Genomic DNA, 26,946 nt, shown 5'->3' on the forward strand with positions numbered 1-26,946 from the left:
ACATACCCATTCCGTATTGTACTAATGCTGCGATGGACCTGGCAGACGCCATGTCTGATCAGCTTGGCGATCTCGCAGAGGTCTTTCTCAGTGCTGTTGAGAAGGGCCAGGTAACGATTGAAACGCTCGACCGGCTTGCACTGATGAAACCGTCGAGAGTGCCCGCCGACAGCGTTGAGCAAGAGGCGCTGGCTGCGGTCTTGATGGGACGACAGCAGAACGCGCGTGAGCCGGATGTCATGAGGCGCCAAACGCTCATTGAACTGCTGCGGTTAGCCGGCGAGCTACAAAGAATTCCGCGGGCCGATGACGCGAAGTGGACGTGGTTCAACGAGGGAAATTCAAAAGAGACCGACCGTATCGATGTTCTCGGGCTTTGGTCTCTCTATCAAGCCAGCGACCTTTGCCGCCTGGCATATGAAGGCTTTCTGTCGGCAGCGCTTCAGTCGCTCGAGGCCTCCCCGTACCGCAGGAAAACACTTCGCGAGATTGTCGCCGACCTGATCGAGCCAACCGATTTGGAAAATACGACAACGCTCGCGGCGTATCTGCGGAATCATACGGCAGACGAAGAACCGGAAACCTTGGCGAAGCAGGCTGCTTCCGAACTTCTGGAGGCTGAAAAGACTGGCGACGCCGTCGGTGAGGTCAGAGCGTCCATTCGTCTGCTTTCGGCGCTTTGGAGAAAGAGCCCGGATTATTCGAGTTCCGTTCTCAGACGGCTCCGCTCGGCTGATCACTTCCAGTCGTATGCTACCGAGGTACGCTTTCTTGAGCAGCGATTGTCGACACCGGCAAGAACAGCATTCGAGGAGATGATTTCCTCTCGCGTGATCAAGCGCCATCTCTGGGTGGCCTCGCGCAAGTTTCGCAATCAGAAGGCCTACACATTCCTCATGGAGCCGGACGACGGCCAGTTGCGCTTCCGCAGCCGGTTTTCCGTCTCTCCCAGTAGTCCGCGCATCGACCAGGCAGTTCAGTTTCTGCACGACGCAAATTTTTGGACGACAAAGGCCCAACATCCCTTGGACTTACTGAAATCGAGCGTCAATGAAGTATTACGAAGCTTTCTCGGGAAGTGGATACGACTCTGCTTTCATGACGACCTACGCCTTCTCGGCACAGGCATTTGAAGATGTGCCGTTCCCGAGGCTGCGGGGTGGCGGATGCCGAAACATCACCGTTCTGGCGGACCCCGGAATGCTCAACATGAGCTTTGATGAGTTCGGACCGCCGCGCTATGCCGGCACACTCTACCATGTGGTGAAGGCCACGATGCCTGGCGCGTTCCACCCCAAGATCGATCTTCTGGCAGGTGCCGCGAAGGGCCGATTGATGATCGGTTCCGCAAACCTGACTGGATTGGGTCTTGGCGGAAATCGAGAATTGGTCGCCGATCTCGCCTACACCACAGACAACCCTGAATTCACCCCACTCTTCGGACAGGCAATGCGGTACATAGCGCGCCACGTGCCCAACGACGATCCGTGGTTTTCCTCGGCACTTGACCGAGCTTTGAGGCACGCCTCCTGGCTGCGAACGGCCATGGCCGACGAATCCGTGACAGAACGGGACGACATCCGTCTGATAATTGACCGTCCGGGGGACACCATTCTTGATCAGATCGCGGCCGGTATCGGTACTGACCCGACGCTGTGAAGGCCTTTGAGAAGCGAACAAAGGCGCTGAAGGGCAGCCCGATAACAACAGCTGAACTGGTTCGTTTGCGGGCCCTCCTGCAAATTGTCCTGGCTGGGGCGATGCCCGTTGCCGGACAGGCGAAAGACCATCAGGTGCTTCCATTGGAAACGAAGGATAGCACTGAGTGGCCGCGTCTGATTGGGCGATTGCTGCGCCAGCATTTTGGGACGATGCGCGCACTACAGTCCCTTCAGGTCGAAGACGATGAGAGCGAGCACACGCGGGTTCTGGATTACCTCGCAACGGCGAAATTCGCAGCACAGATGGCCGTTCGAGGGGCTCAGGCCAGTCGGTCGCTTGCTCCGATTCAGAAAGCCCTCGGCGCGCTTTCTGCAGACCTGGAAACTCAGATGAAGGCGATCGCCGCCGCCGACGAAGCTGACCTCGCCCGGCTGCAAGAACTGGATGCCAAACTGGCCTCGCAGTTGGGACCAGCGCTCGGGATATGAAACTGACTTCGCTCCCCGCATCTGCCGTCATCGTCACGTTGGTTTATGACCAACTGCGCCTCTCGCGTGTTGCGGCTCCGGTCTCCTCGAACGCGATGGACGCAAGGCCCGAAGTTTTGGCGGGATTGAAACTCAGGCCATTGGAAAGCCGACGAAAAATCCGACCGAACCGAATTTGGCGAGGTTCGCCCGAACAGAGACGGAGCGCCGTTCAGAGCCCGGAACGAACTTGGCGCGCAGTCTCAGAGGTTCGCATGGGGAAGGCAAAGCCCTTTGAAAACACGACTATTTCCGCGCCTCAATGGGCGCCCGTCCGCGTTCGCAACAGGGATGATGGCGGAGGCTCAGGGATTCGAACCCTGGGGACGCTCTCACGCCCAACGGTTTTCAAGACCGCCGCAATCGACCACTCTGCCAAACCTCCGTGGCGGGCATCGATAGCTTCTGAAAAGCGATTCTGAAAGCAGGCAGAACGGAAAATCCGCGTATCGGAAAGATGCAGGCTTTTCAGACCGATCCCAAAACGTTACTCTCCGGCAGGATACGGGCCGTCAGAGCCCGACCAGAGGCAGATGTAAAGCTGTTGCCGGCAAACCGGCGCGGCGCCGCGCAACACGTGGCACAAGAGGCACGAGGCACAAGATGAGCAGTCTTTCTACCAAAGGCAGAACCCTGCGCGCATCCGTGATGGTGGGCGCCCTGTTGGCCCTGACCGGATGTTCCGAAGGGCAAATGCCGGGTTTCCTCAAGCCCAAGGGCGATGGCGAGCAGGTCTCCCGCGCCGCCGGTGGCGCACTGGCCACCGAGCGCGACGTCGAAGCGCCGGAAATCTTCTCGGCCAAGGAAGCGGGTCTCTGGGACGGGCGTCCGTCGCTCGGCGGTGTCTGGGTCGCGCACCCCGACGTCGAAGAGCCGGAACGCGCCATCATCCGCAACACCGCAAACGGCAAGTTCGTCATCGGCGCACTGTTCCGCAAGGAACGGTCTTCGCCCGGTCCGCGCATCCAGGTGTCGTCAGACGCCGCTGCAGCGATCGGCATGCTGGCCGGAGCGCCTGCCAACCTCGACGTGGTCGCGCTGCGCCGCGAGGAGATGGCGGCCCCGGAAGAAGCCCTTGGCGCCCCAGTCACGATGGCCGCCGACGGCGCCCTGCCCTCCGCCCCCGACGTGACCGAAGGTGCGCTGGACCCGGTGCTGGACGGCGCCTCCCGCGCGCTCGACCCGCCGGCGCCTTCCGACGACAGCATCATGCCGGTCCAGACCGCGGCGCTCGAACCGGCGACGGCCGTTGTTGCGCAGCCCGCCGTGGCCGCCGCGCCGCAGCCTGCCTCGGCGTCGGCCTCGAAACTGGCCCGCCCCTACCTGCAGATCGGCATCTTCTCGGTCGAGGAGAACGCCAACAACACCGCGACGGCAATGCGGCAGGCGGGCATGCTGCCCACCGTCAAGCCCGGCACGATGAAGGGCAAACCCTTCTGGCGCGTTGTGGTCGGCCCTGCCCAGACGGAAGCGGAGCGCGAGCAACTCCTGAAGACCATCAAGTCCTCGGGGTTCGAGGATGCCTACGCGGTGTCCGACTGACGATGCGGTCGCCCGGTGCCTCTGTCCGGGCCGCCTCTTCCGAACATCGGTGCGACGGGGCCGGGATGCCAAGGCATCTGCGGCCCTTTTTCTTTTTGGTTCATCGCAATAGCCGCCTGCGTGACCGGACACTCAAAAGCGCGGTCGCGCAGACGTGTCCTCGCCGTGCGTCCGTCACAGGCGATCCACCGCCACCGCCGGGTGACACGGCCAGCCACATGAGCGATAAACATCCCAGAGCAGAATCGAGCATCTACTCCGAGGCCCCCCATGCGACAAACGACACGCCGCCTTCTCGCCGCCGGCACGGCCATCCTTCTGGCCACGCAGGCTGCTGCTTTCGATACGAAGGCCACCGCCGCGCACGTGATCGACGTGACCACCGGAACCGTTCTGCTGGCGAAGAACGCCGACGAGGCGGTGCCGCCCGCGTCCATGTCGAAGCTGATGACGCTGTACATCACCTTCGAGGCGATCCGCGACGGGCGCCTCTCGCTCGATGAACGGCTGCCGGTCTCCGAACACGCGATGTCGTACACCGGCTCCACCATGTTCCTGAACACCAAGGACCGGGTCCGGGTGGAAGACCTGCTGCGCGGTATCATCGTGCTCTCGGGCAACGACGCCTGCGCCGTGCTGGCCGAGGCGCTGTCCCCCGACGGGACAGAGGCCGGGTTCGCGCGCCTCATGACCCAGCGCGCCCAGCAACTGGGCATGACCAATTCGACGTTCAAGAACGCCTCCGGCTGGCCGGCGGACGGGCACGTCATGTCGATGCGCGACCTCACGCTGCTGGCGCTGCACATCATCCAGGACTTCCCGGACTTCTATCCGATGTTCGCCGAGAAGACCTTCGAATTCGACGGCCGCGCGCCCTCCAATGTCAACAACCGAAACCCGCTCCTGTCGCTGAACATCGGGGCCGACGGGCTGAAGACCGGGCACACGCAGGAAGCGGGCTACGGACTCGTCGGGTCGGCCAAGAACGGCCAGCGCCGCATCATCTTCGCCATCACGGGGCTTGGGTCCACCGGCGAACGTGCCGAACAGTCTGAGGCGATCGTCAACTGGGCCTTCCGCCAGTTCGCGGAACAGACCATCGTGAAGAAGGACCAGCCGGTCACGCAGGCAGAACTCTGGCTCGGCGCGCAGGATCACGTCGACCTCGTGTCCGAGAAGGACATCACCCTGCTGCTGCCGACCATGACAGCCGGCGGCGTCAAGGCCGAGGTGGTCTACACCGGCCCGATCCAGGCGCCGGTCAGCAAGGGCCAGAAACTGGCGGAACTCATCATCCAGCCCGACGGCCTGCCCGAAACCCGCGTTCCGCTGGTGGCTGCGGGCAACGTTGCCGCGGGCGGGTTCATGGACCGGATGCTGACGGTCAGCCAGGTCCTGATGAAGCGGTTCTCGGACACGCCCGAGGCAACCGGGGATGCAGACGCCTCGTGAACGGTCCCGGAGAGAGCGGGCTGTTCCTGTCCTTCGAAGGCATCGACGGCTCCGGCAAATCGACACAGGCGCGTATGCTGGCCGACCGCCTTTCCGCGGACGGCCTGACGGCGCGCCTGACCCGTGAACCCGGCGGCTCGCCGGGGGCGGAGGAAATCCGCGCGCTTGTCCTGCAGGGGGACCCGGAGCGCTGGTCGCCCGAGACAGAGCTTCTGCTGTTCACCGCCGCGCGCCGCGACCACACGGAACGCACGATCCGCCCCGCCCTTGCGCGCGGCGAAGTCGTGATCTGCGACCGCTTCGCCGACTCCACCCGACTGTATCAGGGGCGGCAGGGCCTGCGCGGGACGGTCGACAAGCTGCACGACCTGATGATCGGGATGGAGCCGGACCTGACCATCATCCTCGACATGGACCCGGAGGCTGGCCTGTCCCGGGCGAAGGCCCGCGCCACCGCCGAAGAGCGGTTCGAGGACTTCGGCATCGAGCTTCAGCGCCAGATGCGCGCGGGGTTTCTTGCACTGTCGAAGGAGTTTCCTGCACGAATCCGCGTGATCGACGGCAACAGGGCGCCGGAAACCGTCGCCTCCGACATCTACGCCACGGTGACGGAGGCGCTGGGTGTCAAAGCGTGAGCCACAGATCGTGACGCGCCGCGCCGAACGCCATGTGGAGCGATCCCGCCATGGCTGATCCCGCAGATCTGCCGGAACCGGATGCCGTCGAGGGCGCGCCGCACCCTCGTGCCACCGTCAACCTCTTCGGTCAGGCGCAGGCGGAACAGGACTTCCTGACCGCCTTCAATTCGCAACGGCTGCATCATGCCTGGCTGCTCAGCGGACCAAGGGGCGTCGGCAAGGCGACGCTCGCGTGGCGCATCGCCCGGTTCCTGCTGGCAACGCCGCCGCAGGAGGATGACGGCCTTTTTGGCGCACCCACGCCCCCCGCTTCGCTCGACATTCCCCCAGACCATCCTGTCGCACGTCGTGTGCTTGCACGGTCAGAACCGGGCCTGTTCCTGCTCAGACGGGGCGCGAACGACAAGGGCGACAAGCTGTCGGACCTGATCCGCGTCGACGAGGTGCGCAAGCTGTTCAACTTCTTCGCGCTCTCTTCTGCCGATGGCGGACGGCGTGTCGTTATCGTCGATAGCGCGGACGAGATGAACACGCAGGCGGCCAATGCACTGCTCAAGATGCTGGAGGAACCCCCGGCGCGCGCCACCCTCCTGCTGATCTCCCACCAACCCGCCCGACTGCTGCCGACGATCCGGTCGCGGTGCCGCACGCTGCGCCTCGGCCCACTGGACGAAGACGACATGCGGGCTGCCTTAGATCAGGCGCAGGTGGAAATCCCCGACGGCGACACCGCGGCCATGACCATGCTGTCCGAGGGATCGGTCGGCACGGCGGTGCGTCTGTTCAATCAGGACGGGCTGGGTCTGTACCGTCAGATCCTCTCGGTTCTGGGCAGCCTGCCCCAGCTAGACCGGCCCGGGATGCTGACGCTGGCGGAAAGCTGCGCCGGCAAGGGGCGCGAGGACCGGCTGGCGCTGGCCCTCACCCTGACCGACCGGCTCGTCTCCCGCCTCGCGCGAACAGGTGTAACCGGCCACCCGCAGCCCGAGATCGTGCCGGGCGAAGCGGAGATCCTGCTTCGCCTCGCGCCCGACGCGGCGCACGGACGCGCTTGGGCGGAGGCGATCCAGAAGGCCGGCGACAGGGCACGGCATGCCCGTGCCGTGAACGTCGATCCGGCCATGCTCATCACGGATATGTTTCTGCGTCTGCAGCATGCAGCGTAAAAACGCCCGTCTGAACGTGGCATTTGCGCCGCGCCGCAGCGTTGACGCAGCGTCATGTGAGAAAAGGTGTTAACGAATTATTAACCTTTGCCATAATGGGGATGATCGGTGCTGCTCAGGGGAATCGGGGCGATCCGAACAAGTGTCATTACGTACTATGGTTAACAACCGGCCGATTAGACCCCTTCAGTCGGCCGGTTTGTGCAACCCAAAGTTGACACGCGATTCCTTTGAAAGACATGAACCTCTCGTTGCCGAAGCGGACGATGCCTGCGCAACGCCCGCTCGACCCTCCGCGGTTCAGATCAGCCCGCCCTTGATGAACCGGTCCGCGAGCTTCGCGTAGGCCTCTGCCATCGGGCCATCGCCCAGGGCCACCGGCGTCCCCGCATCACCCGACACCCGGGTATCGAGGTCGATGGGCAGTTGCGCCAGCAGCGGAAGGCCAAGACGTTCCGCCTCTGCCGCAACTCCTCCCTGACCGAAGATATGGCTGTCCTTGCCGCAGTGCGGGCATGTGAAGACGGCCATGTTCTCGATAAGGCCAAGAATCGGCACCTTCAGCGTGTTGAAGGCATCCAGGGCCTTCTTGGCATCCAGCAGCGCCACGTCCTGCGGCGTGCTGACCACGATCGCGCCCGCAAGCTGCGATTTCTGGCCCAGCGTCAGCTGCACATCCCCCGTGCCCGGCGGCAGGTCGATCAGCAGGACATCCAGCGGGCCCCACGCGACCTGCATCAACATCTGCTGCAAGGCCCCCATCAGCATGGGACCGCGCCAGATCACCGCCTTCTCCTCCGGCAGCATCGCCCCGACCGACATCAGCGTGACGCCATGCGCGTGCAGGGGCTCGATGGTCTTGCCGTCCGGGCTCGCCGGGCGCTTGGTAATGCCGAACATGCGCGGCTGCGACGGGCCGTGGATGTCCGCGTCGAGCAGGCCCACCTTCTTTCCCGCGCGCGCGAGGGCGACGGCCAGGTTGGAAGAGACGGTGGATTTGCCCACCCCGCCCTTGCCCGAGCCGATGGCGATGATCGCCTTGACCCCCTCCGGTTTCATCGGCCCGGCCTGCGGTTGCATGTGACCGCCCATCTTGAGCGAGGGGGCCGGCTTCGACGGCCCATGCGCCGTGAGCGCCACCGAAACTGAGGTCACTCCGGGAATCGCCCGGACTACCGCCTCAGCCTCTGCCCGCACCGGCTCCATCTGTTTCGCAAGTTCCGGCGTGGGCGCTTCTATGACGAAGCGCACCGCGCCGCCCTCAACCACCAGCGCCCTGACCATGTCGGCCGAGCCCAGCGTTTCACCGCCAGGAATCTTTACCCGCGCCAAAATTGATTCGACGTCCGCCTTACCTAAAGTCATCGCTCGATACCCTTCCCTTTGCCGCTTTCAGTGGCGTTTACCTTGGGTCTTCTCAACCCAAGACCGCTATGCTGCACAGCAAGCTTGCGAAATATTAAGCAATACACGCATGTTGTATGCACATTCCGCATGGCAGCATTGTCGAGGCGGGCGTTGTGCACCCGCAGCATTTGCTCCATCTTTGGATCAACCGAGGCAGCAAAGCCAACAGAGGCATTTAAACATGGCACACGCAACCGAATACACGTCGCAGTCCCAAAGCGCTTTGACCGGCTTCGCTGGGATCGTCGAAACCATCCGCGCACGCCGCGCACGTCGCAAGGTCTTCAACCAGACTTTCCGTGAGCTGTCGTCGCTGAGCAACCGCGAACTGGCCGATCTCGGCATGGGCCGCAGCGAAATCCGTCGCGTGGCCTACCAGGCGGCATACGAACTCTGAATTCGGCTAGGGGCACTCCTCCTCCCGCCCCTTCCGTCTTAGGCGGTGCATCCTCTCCTCCTCCCTGGATGCACCGCCCCTAGAAACAACGGGTCAACGAGACCCAGACATGCAAGGTCCCTCTCCTCCTCCCTGGGATCTTAGCATCAGCGGCGGCGCCTCTCCTCCTCCCTGGCGCCGCCGCGCAACGAACAAAGGCCTTCGGGCCAGACTATGCCTGACCCCTCTCCTCCTCCCTGGGGTTCGAGCATAAGCGACGGTGCCTCTCCTCCTCCCTGGCACCGTCGCACCTAACAACCGGCCGAAAGGCCCAGACATGCAGGGCCCCTCTCCTCCTCCCTGGGGTCAAGCATAAGCGGCGGTGCCTCTCCTCCTCCCTGGCACCGCCGCACTCACATACGGATCGAGGCCCCTCTCCTCCTCCCTGGGGCGCTCGTATACTCGGCCCGCGGTGCACTGCACCGCGGGCTTTTTTCATGTCTGCCGGATCCCGGCGCGGCTTCGTGCTGTTAGTCACTTGAGGCCGCGTGTCCCCGGGAAGAGGGTTCGCACGGGCGGGCGGGCCGCCTTTCCGAAGGAAACAGGTCCGTCCCGCCCGGCCCTGGGACGCCAAAGCCTTCCCCTTCCCGCCGCCATTCGGTAACAGACCCCAAAGAACACGAGGTCCCAACATGCCTTTGGAAAAGACATTCAACGCCGCAGAGGCCGAACCGCGTCTCTCGGCCCGGTGGCTGGAGAGCGGTGCCTTCCGTGCCGGCGCCAACAAGTCGCGCGACGAGACGTTCTGCATCATGCTGCCGCCACCGAACGTGACCGGCGCGCTGCACGTGGGCCACGCCTTCAACCACACGCTGATGGACATCCTCGTCCGCTGGCACCGGATGCGCGGGTTCGATACGCTCTGGCAGCCCGGACAGGACCACGCGGGCATCGCCACCCAGCTTCAGGTCGAGAAGAAGCTGAAGGCGGAAAAGAACGTCCGCCGCACTGACCTCACGCGCGCCGACTTCCTGAACCACGTCTGGGACTGGAAGACGCAATACGGCGGCACGATCATCGAGCAGATGAAGCGCATCGGCGATTCCTGCGACTGGGACCGCAACGCCTTCACCATGTCCGGGGCGCCCGGTGCGCCGGAGGCCGACAGCCGCGGCAACTTCAACGATGCGGTCATCAAGGTCTTCGTGGACATGTACGATAAGGGCCTGATCTACCGCGGCAAGCGGCTGGTCAACTGGGACCCGCATTTCGAGACCGCCATTTCCGACCTGGAAGTGGAGAACATCGAGGTCGCGGGCCACATGTGGCACTTCAAGTATCCGCTCGCAGGCGGCGCGACCTACACCTATGTCGAGAAGGACGAGGACGGGAACGTCGTCTTCGAGGAAGAGCGCGACTACATCTCCATCGCCACCACCCGGCCCGAGACCATGCTGGGCGACGGCGCGGTGGCCGTGCATCCCTCGGACGAACGCTATGCGCTCATCGTCGGCCAGTTCTGCGAGATCCCGGTCGGCCCGAAAGAGCACCGCCGCCTGATCCCGATCATCACGGACGAATACCCGGACCCGACCTTTGGCTCCGGTGCGGTGAAGATCACCGGCGCGCATGACTTCAACGACTACCAGGTGGCCAAGCGCGGCGACATCCCGATGTACCGCCTGATGGACCGCGCCGGTTACATGCGCGACGACGGCGCTCCCTATTCCGAGGCCGCCGCGATCGCCATGGAAGTGGCCAGGGGCGACCGCACCCTGACAGAGGCAGAGGCCGACCTCATCAACCTCGTGCCCGACCACCTGCGAGGGCTCGACCGGTTCGAAGCGCGCGAGAAGGTCGTGGCAGAGATCACCGCCGAGGGCCTTGCCGTCATGACGGAGGCCACCGACCCGCGCCTTGGCAAGCCGGTCAAGGCGCCGGTCGCCCCCGAAGAAGGTGGCGAGGTCCGCACCGGCGAGGCGGAACTTGTCCCGCTGGTCGAGGCCAAGCCGATCATGCAGCCCTTCGGCGACCGTTCGAAGGTGGTGATCGAACCGATGCTGACCGACCAGTGGTTCGTCGACGCCGAGAAGGTCGTGGGCCCCGCGCTGGACGCCGTCCGCTCGGGCCGTATCCGGATCATGCCGGAATCGGGCGAGAAGACCTATTACCACTGGCTGGAGAACATCGAGCCGTGGTGCATCTCGCGTCAGCTCTGGTGGGGCCACCAGATCCCCGTCTGGTACATCCCCGGCGAAGAGGACTGGTTCCCGATCTGCGCCGCGACCGAAGCCGAAGCGCTGGAAAAGGCCGTCGCCATGTCGGCCGAGGGCACGGAATTCCGCGTGGTCGCCGACGCCGCCGAGGCCGCCGAGGTGCTCGTCCAGGTGCGCGAGACCATGGACGTGGCGGACGAAGGCACGATCCGCACCTTCGACGGGCCGATGCAGCTGCCGATCTTCCGCGACCCGGACGTTCTGGACACCTGGTTCTCCTCCGGTCTCTGGCCCATCGGCACGCTGGGCTGGCCTGAGCCGACCGAGGAAATGAAGCGCTACTTCCCGACGGACGTGCTGATCACCGGCTCCGACATCCTGTTCTTCTGGGTGGCGCGGATGATCATGATGCAGCTTGCCGTGGTGGACGAGATCCCCTTCCACACGGTCTACCTGCACCAGCTCGTCCGCGACGAGAAGGGCAAGAAGATGTCCAAGACGACCGGCAACGTCATCGACCCGCTGGAAATCGTGGACGAATACGGCGCCGACGCCCTGCGGTTCACCAATGCATCCATGGCCTCCATCGGCGGTGTGCTGAAGCTGTCGGTCGACCGGATCGCGGGCTACCGGAACTTCGGCACGAAGCTCTGGAACGCCTGCCGCTTTGCGGAGATGAACCATGTCTTCGACGCGCACGAAAGCGCCGCGGACCCGGCCTGGGTGGTGCCCGCGCAGCAGACGGTGAACAAGTGGATCGTCGGCGAAACCGCACGCGTCCGCGAAACCGTCGACCTAGCGCTGAAAGAATACCGCTTCAACGACGCGGCATCTGCGCTCTACGGCTTTGTCTGGGGCAAGGTCTGCGACTGGTACGTGGAGTTCTCCAAGCCACTGTTCGACGCAGAGAATCCCGCCGTTGTGACTGAAACGCGCGCCACGATGGCATGGGTACTGGACCAATGCCTGATCATGCTGCACCCGATCATGCCCTTCATCACCGAAGAGCTCTGGGGCACTCTGGGCACCCGCTCCAAGATGCTGGTGCACGCCGACTGGCCGACCTACACGGCCACCGACGCGGTGGACGAGAAGGCCGATGCAGAGATGTCCTGGGTGATCGCGCTGATCGAGGGCGTCCGCTCTGCCCGCGCGCAGATGCACGTCCCGGCAGGTCTGTATGTCCCGACGCTGGTCAAGGGCATGTCCGACGAAGAGCGTGGCGCGTGGCAGCGCAACGAGGTGCTGATCAAGCGCCTTGCGCGGATCGAAAGCATGGACGAGGTCGAAGCCTTCCCGAAGGGATGCATCACCATCCCCGTGGGCGCCGCCACCCTCGCCCTGCCGCTCGCCGACATCATCGACGTCGCCGAGGAAAAGGCACGGCTCGAAAAGACTCTGGGCAAGCTGGCGAAGGAGCTGGGCGGTCTGCGCGGTCGCCTGAACAACCCGAAGTTCATCGAGTCCGCACCGGACGAAGTGGTGGAAGAGGCCCGCGAGAACCTCGCCGCGCGCGAGGCGGACGAGGCCAAGATCAAGGACGCGCTGGCCCGCCTTTCCGAACTGGGATGATCCGAAGGGCGGCCCCTTCGCGGGGCCGCAGCCTTTCAGCCGAATGGACAGCTGCGACGCCGGTCAGACAATGGCCGGCGTCATGCGTATGAGGGTCGGTCCATTGGCGGCAAAGGCGGCGGCCAGGGCCTCCTGCAGCGCTGTCAGGCTATCGGGCTGGACCGCCTGCGCGCCGTAGGCCCGTGCCAGCGCCAGCCAGTCCGGATTGCGCGCCACCACCGCGTTCGGCGCGATCTGACTGCGGACCATGGCGTCCCGGATCTCTCCCAGTTCGGCGTTGTCCCAGACGAGAATCGGCAGCGGCAGCCCCAGCTCAACGGCAGTGCCAAGCTCAGGCAGCGTATACTGCAGGCCGTAGTCGCCAAGGATCGCACAGGTGGGCAACCCGGGTCGCGCCACTGCGCCACCGATGGCGGCCGGCAGAGCATAACCCAGCGTCCCGAAGCCGTAGGGGTGATGCCAGTGCCCGGCGCGCGGCATGTCCCAGACCTCCTTCGCGCCGTAGGCGAACTGCGTCATGTCCGAATAGATCATCGCGTCGTCGGGCATGGCGGCCTGAAGTGCCTCGGCCACCTCGACGATCCCGGGCCGCTCCGCCATGACTTCCGCCCGCCACGCGGCGCGTTGCCGGGCCACCGCTGCAATATCCCAGCGCGGGCGCCGGTCTTCCGTCCGAGCGGGGATCGCCACGGCCATAGCGCGCAGCAACGCGCCCGCGTCACCCTGCACCGCCATGTCGCCAGTTTTCAGCCCCGACAGCACCTCGGGGTCGATGTCCACGCGGATCATCCGCCCGCTATGGCCCGGTTCGTCGCGCCAGAGGTCGACCTCCGAAAGTTCCGTCCCCAGCGCCACGACCAGATCGGCCTGGGCGAAGACCTCTGCGCTGGAGGGACGCGCAAGGAAGGAACCGAAATGCAGAGGCGCCCCCTTCGGCACGATGCCCCGCCCCGCGTAGGTTGTGAAGCTGGCCGCCCCGGTCATGCGCAGCACATCCGCTGCGACCTCTGCACCGCCACGCGCACCCCCGCCAAACACGAAGAGAGGTCTTTCAGCGGCAAGGACAGCGTTGACCACCTCGGTCATCCGGTTGTGCGGGACCTGCGGAAGCTGCGTTTCTTGCGCGGCCATGGGCGCCGGCCGCACGGCCTGTCCCAGAAGCGAGATCGGCACATGCAGCGCCTTGGGCCGGGGACGCGCAGCCGCGAACTCGCCAAGCGCGCGGTCGATCAGGGCATAGGCCGCTTCGGGCGTGCGCGCCTCCTCCGACCATTCGCACACCGAGGCCCCCGCGCCGGTCTGGTTCAGCATCTGGTGCAACTGGCCACGGCGCGCCGCCACCTCGTCGAGGCAGGAGGCCACGGCCAGAACCGGCACGCTGTCGCTGTAGGCCTGCCCCAGCGCCGTCATCGCGTTCACGAACCCCGGCCCGGTGATCAGGTAGCAGACACCAGGCCGGCCGGACGCCCGCGCGTATCCGTCCGCCATGAACCCCGCACCCTGTTCGTGGCGCGCCAGGACGTGCCGCAGGCCCGCCTCTTCGATCCCGCGGTAAAGCTCCACGTTGTGCACGCCGGGGATGCCGAAGACGACCTCGACGCCACGCGCCTTCAGCGCATGGCTGATTTCTGCCCCAAGGGTTCGCATATCAACCTCTCCAGAATCTGATGGTGAACAGGGTGAACACGACCAGCAGCTCCAGCCGGCCTGCGAGCATGGCAAAGCTCAACACCCATTTCGCGGGATCCGACAACCCCGAGAAGTTGCCCGCCGGGCCGATCTGGTCGCCCAACCCCGGGCCGATGTTGGCCAGCGCGGTCGCCGCAGCCGACACCGCCGTGATGAAGTCGAGCCCAAGAAGGCTCAGCGTCACCGAAAGGATGCCCAGCGACACCACGAAGAACACGAAGAAACTCATCACCGAACTCATGACCTCGGGACCGATGGGGCGGCCTTCGTAGCGCGGGATGAAGACGCCATGCGGGTCACGGATACGGCGCAGCTGCACGCGGATGGAAGCAAACAGGAGCTGGTAACGGAAGATCTTGACCGAGCAGGCGGTCGACCCGGCGCAGCCCCCGATCAGGCCGATGAAGAAGAACATGGCGATCAGGAAGGCGCCCCACTGCATGTAATCGACGCTGGAATAGCCCGTGCCGGAGATGATGGAGGTGATGTTGAACAGTGCCTCCCGGATCGCCTGTTCCGGATGGTGCGGAAAGATCGACAGGAGCGTGATCGACGTGACGACCGCCAGCACCGCGATAACGCCGACAAAGGCGATCACCTGGCTGTCGCGAAAAAGCGCGCGGTTGTTGCCGTTCATCATCTGGACGTAGCGGACGAACGGCAGGGCCGCGAGGATCATGAAGACCGAAGCCACGTATTCCGCCGGCCCTGAGAAAACGCCGAAGGAGGCGTCGTAATTGGCGAATCCCCCGGTGGAGACGGTGGTCATCGCGTGCACCGTCGCGTCGAAGGCGTTCATGCCGGTCACGATGTAGGCAATCGCGCAGAGCAGGGTCAGCGTGATGTAGATCGTCGAGATGGACGAGGAAATCTGGGTCGCGCGGGGAAGGATCTTGCCCATGGTCTCGAACGCCTCGGAGCGGAAGATCTGCATCCCGCCGACGCGCAGTTCCGGCAGGAACACCATGGCGACGACGATGATCCCGACGCCGCCCAGCCATTGCAGCAGCCCCCGCCACAGCAACAGGCCCTTGGGCAGGTCGTCGAGCCCGGAGAAGACGGTGGACCCGGTGGTGGTCATGCCCGACATCGCCTCGAAATAGGCGTCGGTGAAACTGGCCTCCGTCGCGCCCAGCACGAAAGGCATGGCGCCGAACACCGGCAGTGCCGCCCAGACGCCTGTCGTCAGCAGGAAGGTCTGCTGGATGGTCAGCCCCTCCTGCACGCGGTTGGCACAGGCGAGCGCGATCAGCCCGCCGGTGATCATCGTGATGATCGCGCTTTCGAGGAACACATGCCATTCCCCCCGCCCTTCCGCGAGGTCGACAAGCATCGGTAGCAGCATGCAGGCACCCAATGCGGTGACCAGCAGGCCGATGACATAGGCGACAGGGCGGATATCGAACATGACCGGAGCCTTGGGGCGCGCGGGCGATGCTGTCAAGCTGCGCAAGACCGCTCTACCCCTCATGCCGCGCTGACCACGGCGGCGCCCAGGTCAGCGCCTCTTCGGCAAAGCTGACCTCGTCCGGTGTGACCGTCTCGGGGTTGTCGAGAAGCGCCGCGTAGAAATGCGTCTCGCCCGGGATCCGTTCGGACGCGAAGAACAGGGGCGAACCGCAGGTGCCGCAGAATCCGCGCGTTATGCCCTGGCTGCTGTTGAACAGGGTCGGCGCACCGCTCAGCCAGCGCCAGGCGCCGTCCGGATGCCCGATGAATGTCGTGACCGGAGAAGCCGTCGCTCTGCGGCAGCTTTCACAGTGGCAGTGTCCAACCCAATTGTGCGGGCCGGTCAGCTCGAAGACACATGCCCCGCAAAGGCAATGACCCGTTACCCTGTCCATTCCGTCCCCCGTGAAGCGTCCGGCCAAGGTGCTTGGCCAGCGCCCCGGGGTCAAGCGTGGAACAGGTCGCGGAACACGTGCGGCAGGATGTCGTCGCGCGTCAGGCCGATGCGCTCCAAGTCGGAATCGCTGAGCGTTTCCAGCTGGATGATCTCGCGCAGGCGGGCGCGTCTGAGGGTGCCGGGATTGAAGCCCAGCCCGCGTTCGGCGAGGAACCAGTCGATCTTGCTGTAAAGAGAAACATGTCCGATCCGGACTTGCACATTGTCACGAGTCATTCAGGAAACCTTTTCCTAGCGGTTGCTGGTTTCCTCCCACGCCCCTCAACCTAGCACGGTTCCCCTTCATGAAAGGTAACTGTTTTGGATTCGTGCAGGTGAAGCGGCCCGGTGCGCAAGAAAACGCCCGCCACGGGGGCGGGCGCGTGGTTCTTCTTCTCGGGCCGGATCAGCCGACGTGGAACAGCGTCGAGAACAGCCGCGGGTCGAGGCTTTCTGCCTTGAAGAGGTCGCCTTCGGTCAGAACCGACACGGCGTCGTGGCTGTGCAGGCTTTCCTGGTGGCTGGCGACGACGCGGAAATCACCGACACGGGAATCTGCCAGCAACTGCTCGGCGAACAGCCGCGCCGCGTCTTCGACGAAGATCGGGTTGGCGGCGTTCAGCTCTGCAAATGCCTGTTCGTCCTCGCGCTTGACCATGACCTGCGTCTCCGTCGGCACGGCGCGTCGGCACATGTCGATCAGGTCCTCGAACCACAGGCAGTCGCCCGGCTTCACCTCGACCGACAGACGCGCCACCGACCGTTGCGAATGCGGCGTCGCCAGTTGCCCGCGCTCCCGCCGTGCGTGCTCTGACAGTTCCAGCGAACAGGGGCAGGTCGACGAGTAGACATAGTCCAGGTGGAAGATCTTCCGGCGGACGCCGTCCGTCTCGACCAGTTCCAGCGCGATGTCGTAATACTGATAGCCCGACAGCCCGGACCGTAGGCTCTCGACCTTCACGGGGAAGGAGAACGCCATGTCGATGCGCGCGTCGAAACTTTCCAGATCGGTCTTGTAGTCGTCCAACGCGGCCTCGATCACGCCGAAGCTGAAGGTCTTTTCCGCATGCGCATAGAAGGAGCGCATGATCCGGCTCATGTTGATGCCCTTCTTGTCGGCATCGAGGCTGACGGTCCCGGTCACCGATGTTTCCAGCATCAGCGTGCCGTTGTCGCGTGTGCGGTAGTGGATCGGCAGGCGGAAGTTCGAGATGCCGACGTGCTGGATCACACGATTGGCTCCACGGATCAGCGAGGACGGGCCGTTCTGCAGGTCAGGCAGCGAAGCGCGGTAGTCCGCGTCGACCTCGAAGCCTTCCGGGAAGGTGCGGGACAGATCGGGATAACCGTCTACCTCGGCATCCGGCGCAAGCCTTTTCAAAGCGGGATCGAGCGCGTCGATCTCGCTGTCATGAGCCTTGCCCGTCCATTGACGCAAGACCGCAAGTGCGGCCTCTGCCTCTTCGCGACTCGGCTTCCGGTCGATTTCCGGCGTGTGTACATTCATGTAGGGTTGTCCCCCGCCCATTACTTCCACCGCCTAACTTAAGTCCGAGGGGCGGAAAATCCAACATCGACTAGTCTACGTGTCATTCCGCCCTCCGGTTCACTCTTAATGCGACCTTATGCAGACTCAAGCGCCTGAAGCAGGTCTTCGAGGATGTCCTGCGTGTCCTCCAGACCCACCGACAGACGCACCAGACCCGGCGTGATGCCAAGGATGTCCTTCTGTTCCTGCGGCAGACGCTGGTGCGTCGTTGTCGCGGGATGGGTCGCGATGGTCTTGGCGTCCGCGAAGTTGTTGGAAATCAGAACCGTCTGTAGCGCGTTGAGGAAGCGGAAGCACGCCTCCTTGCCGCCCTTGATGTCGAAGCAGAAGACCGTGCCGCCGGCTTCCGACTGCGACTGCGCCAGTGCGTGCTGCGGATGCGCCGCATGCGTCGGATACCGCACGTAATTCAGTTTTTCGTGACCGTTCAGCGCCTCGACCAGTTCCAGCGCGCCTTGCGACTGCGCACGGACCCGCAGTTCCAGCGTCTCCAGCGCCTTCAGGTGCGTCCAGGCGGTGAATGGGTTCATCGCGCCGCCGGTGTGCTTCATATAGGCTTCGATCGGCCCGCGGATCAGCTCCTTCGTGCCACAGATCATGCCGCCCAGCATCCGCCCCTGCCCGTCCACGTGCTTCGTGGTGGACACGATGGAGATGTCGGCACCGCACGCCCGGGCATACGAATAGACCGGCGTGGCCATGGCGTCGTCGCAGAGCACCAGGGCGCCCTTGGCATGGGCGACCTTGCAGACATGCGCGAGGTCGATCACCTCCAGCGTCGGGTTGGAGATGGATTCGAGGAAGACCAGCCGCGTGTCGTCGCGAATCGCCGCTTCCCAGGCCGCGTTGTCCGTGCCGTCGATCAGGGTGATCTCCACGCCGAAGCGGACCAGCACGTCCTCCAGCACATAAAGGCACGACCCGAACAGCGCGCGCGAGGCCACAACGTGGTCTCCGGCCTTGGTCAGCGCCATCAGCGCCCCGTTCACCGCCGCCATGCCCGACGCGCAGGCGAATCCGTCCTCGAACCCGAGGTAGCCGGACAGGCGCTCCTCGAACATGCGCATGGTCGGGTTGCCGTAGCGGGCATAGATGAACTCGTCGTCGCCTGCCTTGACGAAGCGGGCCTCGGCGGCCTCTGCCGTCTCGTAGACGAATCCCTGCGTCAAGAAGACCGCTTCCGACATTTCGCCCCACTGGCTGCGTTTCGTGCCGCCATGCACGAGCCGGGTGCGTTTGCTGCGTTCCATGTTGTTGATCCTTCCAACAAAAAAGCCCCGTTTCGGCCAAGCGAAAGGGGGCTTTCGGCTGACCTCTTTAGCGGCTTCTGACGGGCCTGGTCTATCGTGCCCGAAGTGCCGAAACGCAACGCCTCACACTCCTGCCCGACATACGTGATGCCCGCCGTGGCCCGCAATCCGGTAACAAATCGCCACGCGGGCACGCATAGAGACCTTAAGGACACATTTCAAGAGCGTCACACAGCGGTCACCGCGCTTTCATAAATGTTTCGCAGGCTGGGCGTACGGGTCATCCACAAGATGTAGTGGGACGCTGCCATGCCAATGCTACGCATCACTGTGACGGACGGCAAAGCGCGCCTGCATGGCGCCACGGCGCCGCTGTCCCCGACCCTGCGCCGGGCGCTGGCAGAGGACCCCGGCCCGGTGACCGTCATGGTTCACGGCTACAAGTACCTGCCAGGCCACCCCCGACACTGCCCGCACGACACGATCTTTGCCCGCACCCCTTCGGTCAACGATCCCCGCGTGATCGGCTGGCCGCGCCATCTGGGCCTGCGCGGGCAGCAGGGCGAGGGTCTGGGCATCTCCTTCGGATGGAATGCACGGGGCACGATCTGGGACGCCCACGCAGAGGCCGCGGTGGCCGGTGAGGCCCTGGCGCACCTTCTGGCCGAGGTACGACGGCACGCGCCGGCGCGACCCGTGAACCTCGTGGCGCATTCGCTGGGCGCGCGCGTCGCCTTGACGGCCATCGCATCCGGCGGGCCCGGCGCGGTCACCCGCGCCGTCCTTCTGGCCGCGGCGGAATACGCCGGAGTTGCCCAAGATGCCCTGACCGGCGCGTTGGGGCGGGCAACGCAGGTGCTGAACGTCACCAGCCGCGAGAACGACCTGTACGATTTCCTGATGGAACGGCTGGTGGCATCGGACAAGCCGAACGACAGGATGCTGGGCCACGGCAACCCCGCCCTGCCCAACCTCGTGACACTGCAACTGGACGACGCTGCCAGCCTTGAGGCCCTGCGCGACGCGGGCTTTCCCATCGCCGAACCGCAGCGGCTGGTCTGTCACTGGTCGCCCTACCTGCGCGCCGGGGTCTTCCCGCTTTATACCGCGTTCCTCTCGAACGCGCTGCCGCTTGTCCGCCTGCGCGCGCTCCTGCCGGAGGCTGGGACGCCCCGCTGGTCGCGCATCCTGCCGCGCCTGCCCCTGCGCGCGCCGGTCGGCCTGCCCGCCGAATGACCTTTCGCATCGCCCGTATTTCAAGATACGGCCATTTACCGCTGAACAATTTGCCCGGAAGGTAACTTTGCATCGATCCGCATGTTGCGTTTGACCGCCAAGGCCACGCATCATGATGCGGACAGCAAGGAGCCCCAGCCCAAGTGTACGAATTCCTTTTTCAGGCCTCAGTCTTCCTCGCCGCCGCGGTGATCGCGGTGCCCATCGCCGCCCGACTGGGCCTTGGCTCGGTCCTTGGATACCTGCTGGCCGGGATCGTGATCGGGCCGGGGCTTGGCCTTGTGGCGAATACCGACGACCTCCGTCATTTCGGGGAGTTCGGCGTCGTCTTGATGCTGTTCCTCATCGGCTTGGAACTGGAACCCCGGGCACTCTGGGACATGCGGCACCGGCTGATCGGGCTCGGCGGGCTGCAGATCGTACTGACCACCACCGCCATCATGCTGGGCGCGATCGCGCTGGATCTGGCATGGCAGACGTCGCTTGCCGTCGGCATGACGCTGGCGCTGTCCTCGACTGCCATCGTGCTGCAGACGCTGTCGGAAAAGGGCCTGATGCAGACCAATGGCGGGCGCTCTGCGTTTTCCGTTCTGTTGACGCAGGACATCGCGGTGATCCCGATGCTGATCGCCCTGCCCCTGCTGGCGGTCATGCCCTCCGTCGCGATCAACCCCGATGGCAGCATCCGCCGCGCCACAGACGCGGAACAAGCCACCGAGCACGCCGGTGACGGCCATGGCGCGGCCATGTCGCTGGTCGACGGCCTGGAAGGCTGGCAGGCCGCGCTGGTCACGCTGGGGATCATCGCGGTCATCATCCTGGCGGGCATCTACGGCGCCCGCCCGCTCTTCCGGTTCATCCACTCCGCGCGCCTGCAGGAGATGTACACCGCAGTCGCCCTGCTGATCGTCATCGGCATCGCCTTCCTGATGACACTTATCGGCCTCTCCCCGGCGCTTGGCACTTTCCTTGCGGGCGTGGTGCTGGCGAACTCCGAATTCCGGCACGAACTGGAATCGAGCATCGAGCCGTTCAAGGGCCTGCTGCTTGGTCTGTTCTTCATCACCGTCGGCGCGGGTATCGATGTGGAGCGCCTTGCGGCAGAGCCATTCCTAGTCGTCGGCCTCGCCGTGGCGGTCATCTTCATCAAGGGCGCCGTGCTCTACGGCCTCGGACGCGCCTTCGGGCTGGGCCGCCGCGGGCTTTGGCTGTTCACGCTTGGGCTGGCGCAGGCGGGCGAATTCGGTTTTGTCCTCGTGTCCTTCGCGCTGCAACTCAACGTCTTCCCGGAGCCGCTGGCGGACCGGTTGCTTCTGGTCGTCGCCCTGTCGATGATGATCACGCCGCTCCTGTTCCTGCTCTTCGACCACCTCGCGCGCAAATTCCAGGAGAACGCCGAGACAGCCGAGGCGGACGAGATCGACGAGGAAGGCCCGGTCATCATCGCCGGCATCGGCCGCTTCGGGCAGGTCGTGAACCGGCTGGTGCAAAGCTCGGGTTACCGGACAGTGGTGCTCGATCACGACATGCAGACCATCCAGCTGATGCGCCGCTTCGGGTTCAAGGGCTTCTTCGGCGACCCCACGCGGCCCGAACTGCTGCACGCTGCGGGGCTGGGGTCGGCGCGGGTTTTGGTGGCGGCGCTGGACGACCACAAGGCAACGACCAAGCTGGTGGCCTATGCCCGGCGCATCCGGCCCGACCTGCACATCGTTGCCCGCGCCCGCGACCGCAACCACGTCTACGCCCTCTACCAGGCCGGGGCCGACGACATCGTGCGCGAGATGTTCGACAGCTCGCTGCGCGCTGGCCGCTACGTGCTGGAGAACATTGGGATGAGCGAATACGAGGCCGCCATCGCCGAGGAGACCTTCTACCACCACGACCGCCACACGGTCCGCGAACTGGCGAAATTGTGGAATCCCGCCGTCCCGGCTTCCGAAAACGAGCCCTATATCGCCCGCGCCAAGGAGCTGGAGAAGGAACTGGAGACCGCCCTCTTCACCGCGCTGGACGAACGCGGGAAGAAGGACGTGGCATAACGACGGCACGGCTGAAGGGCCGCTAGCCACGCACGGACAAAGAAAAAGGCGCCCCACAACGGGGCGCCTTTTTCAATTCGTTTCAGACAAGCCGTTACGCGGCGCGCAGGCCCAGGACCTCGTCCACCTGCTTGGCAGCCGCAGCTTCGTCGCCGGTCACGGCCGCGACTTCGCGGGTCAGACGCTCCAGCGCCGCTTCGTACAGCTGACGCTCGGAATAGGACTGTTCGCGCTGGTCGTCGGCGCGGTGCAGGTCGCGCACCACTTCGGCAATCGCTATCAGGTCGCCCGAGTTGATCTTCTGCTCGTACTCCTGTGCGCGGCGCGACCACATCGCCCGCTTCACCTTGGCCTTGCCCTTCAGCGTCTTCATCGCCTCGCTCACCACGTCAGGGGAGCTGAGCGACCGCATACCGACTTCCGATGCCTTGTGCGTGGGAACGCGCAGGGTCATCTTGTCCTTCTCGAAGGAGATCACGAAGAGCTCGAGGCTGATGCCGGCGATCTCCTGCTCCTCGATCGACACGATCTGTCCGACGCCGTGCGCCGGGTAGACCACGTAGTCGTTAGGACGGAATTCGGATTTTTTCGCTTTGGTCATATATTTCGTTCCTCGCAGCACCGACACGGAAAGCGCAGGGCAGAGACAGCAGAGACACAAAAAGTGCGCGGCAATCGTTGCGATTCCCGTTCACTTGGTCGTATCGTCGGTTACCAGGCCCCCAGAGGCAGTTCAGGCATTGAGCCCTGCGCAAGATGTCATCACGTAGACCAGATTTATAACATAAAATCGGTCGGGCTCCTAGCATCCTGCCTCGTCGGGGAATAACGCATCAAATCAATGCGTTGTTCCTTTTGGCACAGGTCGTGCAGAAGAAACCCGCCGAATCGCCGACTCACCCGGTCGGCCCCGCGGACGACGGTCGGCGGGTACTCGGCACCGGGTCAGGCGCGGGCAAGGAAGAGGGTCAGCCCCCCTCGCCCGGCTTCTCCGAAAAGTACTTGTTCACCTTGTCGGTCTCGCCGTCGCGCTCTTCGGCGCCGGGCAGCGGGTCCTTCTTGGTGATTATGACGGGCCATTCTTCGGAGTACTTGCGGTTGAACTCGACCCATTTCTCCATGTCCGGCTCGGTGTCCGGGCGGATGGCGTCGGCAGGGCATTCCGGTTCGCAGACGCCGCAGTCGATGCACTCGTCAGGATGGATGACCAGCATGTTCTCGCCCTCGTAGAAACAATCCACCGGGCAAACCTCGACGCAGTCGGTGTATTTGCAGGCGATACAATTGTCGATGACGACGTAGGTCATGAGCGATCCTCACTCGGGCAGGTTTCCGGTCTGACTAATCCAGCGGTGCGGATCATTCAAGCGCAGAGGACCTCGACTTTTCGTACTGCCGCCGGTCCTTCTTGGTGGGGCGTCCGCCGTGTTCGATCACGGGCGCGGAGGGGTCGCGTTCACGCGGTGCGGGCGGATCGAGGTCTTCGTAGAGTTCGCGGGCCTCGGGCGCCGGGCCGCGCCGCACGCCATGTGCCACCACACGGATGACCCTGACATCCTTGCCCTGCGCGAAGGTCAGGACGTCGCCCGAGGCAACGCCGAACGCCGGTTTGGCGATCGGATGTCCGTTCACGCGTACCCCGCTGGCGACCACTTTGGCCGCCAACGAGCGTGTCTTGAAAAAGCGCGCATGCCAAAGCCACTTGTCGATGCGGATCTTCGAATGCGGAGCCTCCGACAACTCAGTCCTTGCCCTTCAGTCCCATCAGAGCCGCAGCAAACGGGTTGTCCGGGTCGATGGGCTTTTCCTTGCGGGGCGGGCGCGATTCGAAAGTCTTCGGGCCGCGGTCGCCTTTCGGCCCGCCCTTGCCCTTCGGACCGCCTTTGCCCTTGGGTCCCTTGCCGCGGGGCTTGTCGCCACCGCCACGCTCGTCGCGACGGCCACCGCCGGTGCCCTGCGCGTCGCGGCGCGGCTTGCCGCCGCCCCGACGCTGCTGGTTGCCGCGATTGCCGCCCCAGGTGAAGGTGTAGAACACTTCCGTCTCGGCACCGGCGACAGCGGCGTCCGGCACTTCGCCCGGCAGGATTTCCTCTTCCGGCGTCTCGGGAACCGCGTTCTCGTTGCTGGCGTCGTCCGTGTGCTCCGCAGGCTCGGCAGAGACCGGGGCCTCGCCCTCGTCCTCGAGCTGGGCAACAGGTTCGGCCACATCGGCGGGCTGCGGCGCTTCGTCCGCACCGGGCTCAAGCGTCGGCGGCGTCTCTGCGGCCACATCCATCACCGGCGTATCTTCCGGAAGGTGGTTGGCGTCGCCTTCGACCTGCTCGCCGGTCTCCGGCTCCAGCACCGTATCGACCGGCTTGACCTTGCTGCGTTCGCCCTTCTCGGCGCGGTAGCCCAGGCCCTGCATCAGGTCGGCGAACTGCTCCAGCGTCATGCCGGTGATCGACAGCATGTCGGCTTTCGCCTCGAACCCGCTGCGCGAATCCTCGCTGCGGAGCATGTCGGCCAGACGTTCGAGCATGTCGATCCGGATCGCCCGGGCCCCGGCTTTGCGGTAACCCGCCAGCGCGTAGTGCTGCGCCGGAACGTCGTCGATGTTCGGGACGGTCACCAGTCCGGGCGGCGGCGCCTCGGGGAATTCATCCAGCCCGTTCGACAGCGACCACAGCACGAGGCGCAGGCGGGTCGGTGCGGGCTTCAGCAGAAGCGGCATGAAGATGGTGAACTGGCCGAACCGCACGCCGTGCTTGCGCAGCGACCCGCGCGCGTCCTGGTCCAGCGACTTGACCTCGTCGGCCACGTCTGCGCGGGGAATGACGCCCATCGCCTCGACCAGCCGGAAGGCAAAACCGCGCGCCAGACCGGTCAGGGTCTCGTCCCCTTCCATCTTCAGCAGCGGCTCGAACAGCGCGGCGATCTTGCGGTCCATGAAGTGCTGGAGACGACGCTCCACCTTGGAGGCCACGTCCGGCCCCGCCTCTTCATCGACGAAGGCAACGACCCGCGGCTTCAGGGGGCTGTCGCCCTTGGCAAGCTTGCCCACCGCTTGGTCGCCCCACATGAGGCCGCCCTGCTCGGTAAAGTCGATCTCCGTGTCGGGCGCATTGTAGAAGCGGTCGGCGCGCAGGTGAAAATGCGGGGCCAGCGCCTGCAGGCTCGCCTGTCGGAGGGTCTTCGCCTCCTGGCCCTGCGCGTCCTTGTCCTGGCGGAACCGGAACCCCTCAAGCTTGCCAACCACGTGACCTTCGACGGTCACCTCACCCTGATCGTTCACATCGGCCAAGAGGGCCTCCTTCTGTTTCAACCGGCGAAGCAGAACACTGGTCCGCCGATCTACAAATCTCTGAGTCAGGCGCTCGTGCAGAGCGTCCGACAGTCGATCTTCTACAGCGCGAGTGGCCCCGCGCCAATGCTCTTCGTCACGCGTCCACCCACGTCGCTGCGCCACATAGGTCCATGTGCGGATATACGCCAGTCGTTTCGACAATGTGTCAATGTCGCCATCCGTCCGGTCAATACGTGCCACCTGCCGCGCCATGAAATCGTCCGGCACCTGCCCGCGTTCGTGCAGGTGCCCGAAGATAACGCCCAGCAGCCCGGCATGTTCCGCTGCACTGATCCCGCGGAAGTCGGGCACGCGGCATACATCCCACAAGAGCCGCACCGACTCGACACTGGACGCCCGGGCGCGCACCTCGGCCTCGGACGCAAGTCCGCGCAGGGCGCGCAGGTCGTCGGCTTCGCGCGCCTTCGACAGCATCGGATGATCGGGCGAGACCTCAAGCGAATGCTCCAGCGCCTCGATGGAGGCGAAGTTCAACGCTGCGCTGCGCCACTGCAGCTTCTTCAGCGGCGTGAAGGAGTGGTTGCAGATCGCCTCCACCACCTCTTCGGGCAGGGGCGAGGCCTCTCCGGTGACGCCGAAGGTGCCGTCGGACATGCCGCGCCCGGCCCGGCCGGCGATCTGTGCCAGCTCGTTGGGCATCAGGGGCCGCATGCGCCGCCCGTCGAACTTCGTCGTGGAAGAAAACGCAACGTGGTCGATGTCGAGGTTCAGCCCCATGCCGATGGCATCGGTGGCCACCAGGTAGTCGACCTCGCGGTTCTGGTAGAGGTCGACCTGCGCGTTCCGCGTCCGCGGCGACAAAGCGCCCATGACCACGGCCGCCCCGCCCTTCTGCCGCTTCAGCAGCTCGGCGATGGCATAGACGTTGTCGACGGAGAAACCGACAATGGCCGTGCGCGGCTGCAGGCGGCTGATCTTCTTCGACCCGGTGTAGACAAGCTGCGACATGCGCTCGCGCCGGACGAATTCCACGCCCGGAACAAGCTGGCCAATCGGACCACGCATGGTGTCGGAGCCGAGGAACAGGGTTTCATGCGTGCCGCGCATCCGCAGCAGCCGGTCGGTGAAGACATGGCCCCTCTCCGGATCGGCACAAAGCTGGATCTCGTCGATGGCGACAAGGTCGGCGCCCATGCCTTCGGGCATCGCCTCGACCGTGCACACCCAGTACTGGGCGCGCGGCGGCACGATGCGTTCCTCGCCGGTGACAAGCGCCACCACCGAAGGGCCGCGCACCGCCACGATCCTGTCATAGACTTCGCGGGCCAGCAGACGCAGCGGCAAACCGATGACACCAGTCCTGTATGCCAGCATACGCTCGATGGCGTAGTGGGTCTTGCCCGTGTTGGTCGGGCCTAGAACGGCCGCGATCCGTGCTCTCTGCGCCATGC

Annotated in this window: 22 protein-coding genes and 1 tRNA gene; 11 read left to right on the top strand and 12 right to left on the bottom strand. The window is 64.7% G+C overall.

The window, feature by feature from the left end:
- The first annotated feature begins 50 nt into the window (after nucleotides 1-50).
- Genes QNI11_RS14255 through QNI11_RS14265 form a run of 3 tightly spaced genes read left to right on the top strand, consistent with a single transcriptional unit; the run spans nucleotide 51 to nucleotide 2,150 of the window.
- Entirely contained in the window at nucleotides 51-1,133 is a 1,083-nt protein-coding gene (locus QNI11_RS14255; RefSeq protein WP_283980629.1) for a hypothetical protein, read from the top strand.
- On the top strand, nucleotides 1,099-1,659 hold the full coding sequence (locus QNI11_RS14260; RefSeq protein ID WP_283980630.1) for a phospholipase D family protein: 561 nt from the start codon (nucleotides 1,099-1,101) through the stop codon (nucleotides 1,657-1,659). The genes QNI11_RS14255 and QNI11_RS14260 overlap by 35 nt, the downstream gene beginning before the upstream one ends.
- Nucleotides 1,656-2,150: a hypothetical protein gene (locus QNI11_RS14265; RefSeq protein ID WP_283980631.1), complete on the top strand. Its 495-nt coding sequence runs from the start codon at nucleotides 1,656-1,658 to the stop codon at nucleotides 2,148-2,150. Before QNI11_RS14260 ends, QNI11_RS14265 begins: the two co-directional genes overlap by 4 nt.
- 334 nt (nucleotides 2,151-2,484) lie before the next feature.
- Here the strand turns inward: QNI11_RS14265 and QNI11_RS14270 are convergent.
- Nucleotides 2,485-2,574 (bottom strand) — tRNA-Ser (locus tag QNI11_RS14270).
- 218 nt (nucleotides 2,575-2,792) lie between these two features.
- Here QNI11_RS14270 and QNI11_RS14275 point away from each other — a divergent pair.
- The 4 genes from QNI11_RS14275 to QNI11_RS14290 all read left to right on the top strand — a co-directional run bounded on the left by QNI11_RS14275 (nucleotide 2,793) and on the right by QNI11_RS14290 (nucleotide 6,987).
- Nucleotides 2,793-3,731 (top strand): SPOR domain-containing protein, encoded by a 939-nt coding sequence (locus tag QNI11_RS14275; protein WP_283980632.1) that lies wholly within the window; start codon nucleotides 2,793-2,795, stop codon nucleotides 3,729-3,731.
- A 270-nt stretch (nucleotides 3,732-4,001) separates the two neighbouring features.
- A complete protein-coding gene (locus QNI11_RS14280; protein WP_283980633.1) occupies nucleotides 4,002-5,183 on the top strand; it encodes a D-alanyl-D-alanine carboxypeptidase family protein in 1,182 nt (393 codons plus the stop codon).
- The gene (gene tmk / locus QNI11_RS14285; protein ID WP_283980634.1) at nucleotides 5,180-5,818 is read left to right on the top strand and encodes a dTMP kinase; all 639 of its coding nucleotides are present in this window, start codon (nucleotides 5,180-5,182) and stop codon (nucleotides 5,816-5,818) included. Before QNI11_RS14280 ends, tmk begins: the two co-directional genes overlap by 4 nt.
- Nucleotides 5,819-5,868: 50 nt before the next feature.
- Nucleotides 5,869-6,987 (top strand): DNA polymerase III subunit delta', encoded by a 1,119-nt coding sequence (locus tag QNI11_RS14290; RefSeq protein ID WP_283980635.1) that lies wholly within the window; start codon nucleotides 5,869-5,871, stop codon nucleotides 6,985-6,987.
- A gap of 300 nt (nucleotides 6,988-7,287) precedes the next feature.
- Here the strand turns inward: QNI11_RS14290 and QNI11_RS14295 are convergent, their stop codons facing one another.
- The gene (locus tag QNI11_RS14295) at nucleotides 7,288-8,352 is read right to left on the bottom strand and encodes an Mrp/NBP35 family ATP-binding protein (protein ID WP_283980636.1); all 1,065 of its coding nucleotides are present in this window, start codon (nucleotides 8,350-8,352) and stop codon (nucleotides 7,288-7,290) included.
- A 223-nt stretch (nucleotides 8,353-8,575) separates the two neighbouring features.
- Here QNI11_RS14295 and QNI11_RS14300 point away from each other — a divergent pair, with 223 nt between their 5' ends.
- Nucleotides 8,576-8,791, top strand: coding sequence for a DUF1127 domain-containing protein (locus QNI11_RS14300; RefSeq protein WP_283980637.1), 216 nt, complete (start codon nucleotides 8,576-8,578; stop codon nucleotides 8,789-8,791).
- 671 nt (nucleotides 8,792-9,462) lie between these two features.
- Nucleotides 9,463-12,558 carry a valine--tRNA ligase gene (locus tag QNI11_RS14305; protein WP_283980638.1) on the top strand — a complete coding sequence of 1,032 codons (3,096 nt, stop codon included), beginning with the start codon at nucleotides 9,463-9,465 and terminating at the stop codon, nucleotides 12,556-12,558.
- Between the two features lie 63 nt (nucleotides 12,559-12,621).
- On the opposite strand, the gene QNI11_RS14310 is transcribed toward QNI11_RS14305, so the two are convergent.
- The 6 genes from QNI11_RS14310 to QNI11_RS14335 form a co-directional block, all read right to left on the bottom strand.
- A complete protein-coding gene (locus tag QNI11_RS14310; RefSeq protein ID WP_283980639.1) occupies nucleotides 12,622-14,205 on the bottom strand; it encodes a thiamine pyrophosphate-binding protein in 1,584 nt (527 codons plus the stop codon).
- Nucleotide 14,206: 1 nt separating this feature from the next.
- Nucleotides 14,207-15,655, bottom strand: a complete 1,449-nt coding sequence (locus QNI11_RS14315; RefSeq protein WP_100929944.1) for a TrkH family potassium uptake protein — start codon at nucleotides 15,653-15,655, stop codon at nucleotides 14,207-14,209.
- A 52-nt stretch (nucleotides 15,656-15,707) separates the two neighbouring features.
- A complete protein-coding gene (locus QNI11_RS14320; RefSeq protein ID WP_283980640.1) occupies nucleotides 15,708-16,091 on the bottom strand; it encodes a GFA family protein in 384 nt (127 codons plus the stop codon).
- Nucleotides 16,092-16,141: 50 nt separating this feature from the next.
- Nucleotides 16,142-16,369 carry a hypothetical protein gene (locus QNI11_RS14325; protein ID WP_100929942.1) on the bottom strand — a complete coding sequence of 76 codons (228 nt, stop codon included), beginning with the start codon at nucleotides 16,367-16,369 and terminating at the stop codon, nucleotides 16,142-16,144.
- 169 nt (nucleotides 16,370-16,538) lie between these two features.
- Nucleotides 16,539-17,639 carry a GTP cyclohydrolase FolE2 gene (gene folE2 / locus QNI11_RS14330; RefSeq protein WP_283980641.1) on the bottom strand — a complete coding sequence of 367 codons (1,101 nt, stop codon included), beginning with the start codon at nucleotides 17,637-17,639 and terminating at the stop codon, nucleotides 16,539-16,541.
- A gap of 116 nt (nucleotides 17,640-17,755) precedes the next feature.
- Nucleotides 17,756-18,931: an aminotransferase class I/II-fold pyridoxal phosphate-dependent enzyme gene (locus tag QNI11_RS14335; RefSeq protein ID WP_283980643.1), complete on the bottom strand. Its 1,176-nt coding sequence runs from the start codon at nucleotides 18,929-18,931 to the stop codon at nucleotides 17,756-17,758.
- 315 nt (nucleotides 18,932-19,246) lie between these two features.
- Between QNI11_RS14335 and QNI11_RS14340 the strand changes: the two genes are divergently transcribed.
- Together QNI11_RS14340 and QNI11_RS14345 are read left to right on the top strand one after the other, a co-directional pair.
- Nucleotides 19,247-20,167 (top strand): alpha/beta hydrolase, encoded by a 921-nt coding sequence (locus tag QNI11_RS14340; RefSeq protein ID WP_283980644.1) that lies wholly within the window; start codon nucleotides 19,247-19,249, stop codon nucleotides 20,165-20,167.
- A gap of 143 nt (nucleotides 20,168-20,310) precedes the next feature.
- Nucleotides 20,311-22,209 (top strand): cation:proton antiporter, encoded by a 1,899-nt coding sequence (locus QNI11_RS14345; RefSeq protein WP_283980645.1) that lies wholly within the window; start codon nucleotides 20,311-20,313, stop codon nucleotides 22,207-22,209.
- 94 nt (nucleotides 22,210-22,303) lie between these two features.
- Here QNI11_RS14345 and QNI11_RS14350 read toward each other — a convergent pair whose 3' ends face one another.
- From QNI11_RS14350 to QNI11_RS14365, 4 genes are all read right to left on the bottom strand, one after another.
- A complete protein-coding gene (locus QNI11_RS14350) occupies nucleotides 22,304-22,810 on the bottom strand; it encodes a CarD family transcriptional regulator (RefSeq protein WP_100929937.1) in 507 nt (168 codons plus the stop codon).
- A gap of 367 nt (nucleotides 22,811-23,177) precedes the next feature.
- Complete coding sequence (gene fdxA / locus QNI11_RS14355) at nucleotides 23,178-23,516, bottom strand: ferredoxin FdxA (RefSeq protein WP_100929936.1); 339 nt, start codon at nucleotides 23,514-23,516, stop codon at nucleotides 23,178-23,180.
- A 52-nt stretch (nucleotides 23,517-23,568) separates the two neighbouring features.
- Nucleotides 23,569-23,949: an RNA-binding S4 domain-containing protein gene (locus QNI11_RS14360; RefSeq protein ID WP_283980646.1), complete on the bottom strand. Its 381-nt coding sequence runs from the start codon at nucleotides 23,947-23,949 to the stop codon at nucleotides 23,569-23,571.
- A gap of 1 nt (nucleotide 23,950) precedes the next feature.
- Entirely contained in the window at nucleotides 23,951-26,944 is a 2,994-nt protein-coding gene (locus QNI11_RS14365) for a helicase-related protein (RefSeq protein ID WP_283980647.1), read from the bottom strand.
- Nucleotides 26,945-26,946 lie beyond the last annotated feature (2 nt).

It is taken from the genome of Sagittula sp. MA-2 (assembly GCF_030126985.1).
GTDB lineage: Bacteria > Pseudomonadota > Alphaproteobacteria > Rhodobacterales > Rhodobacteraceae > Sagittula.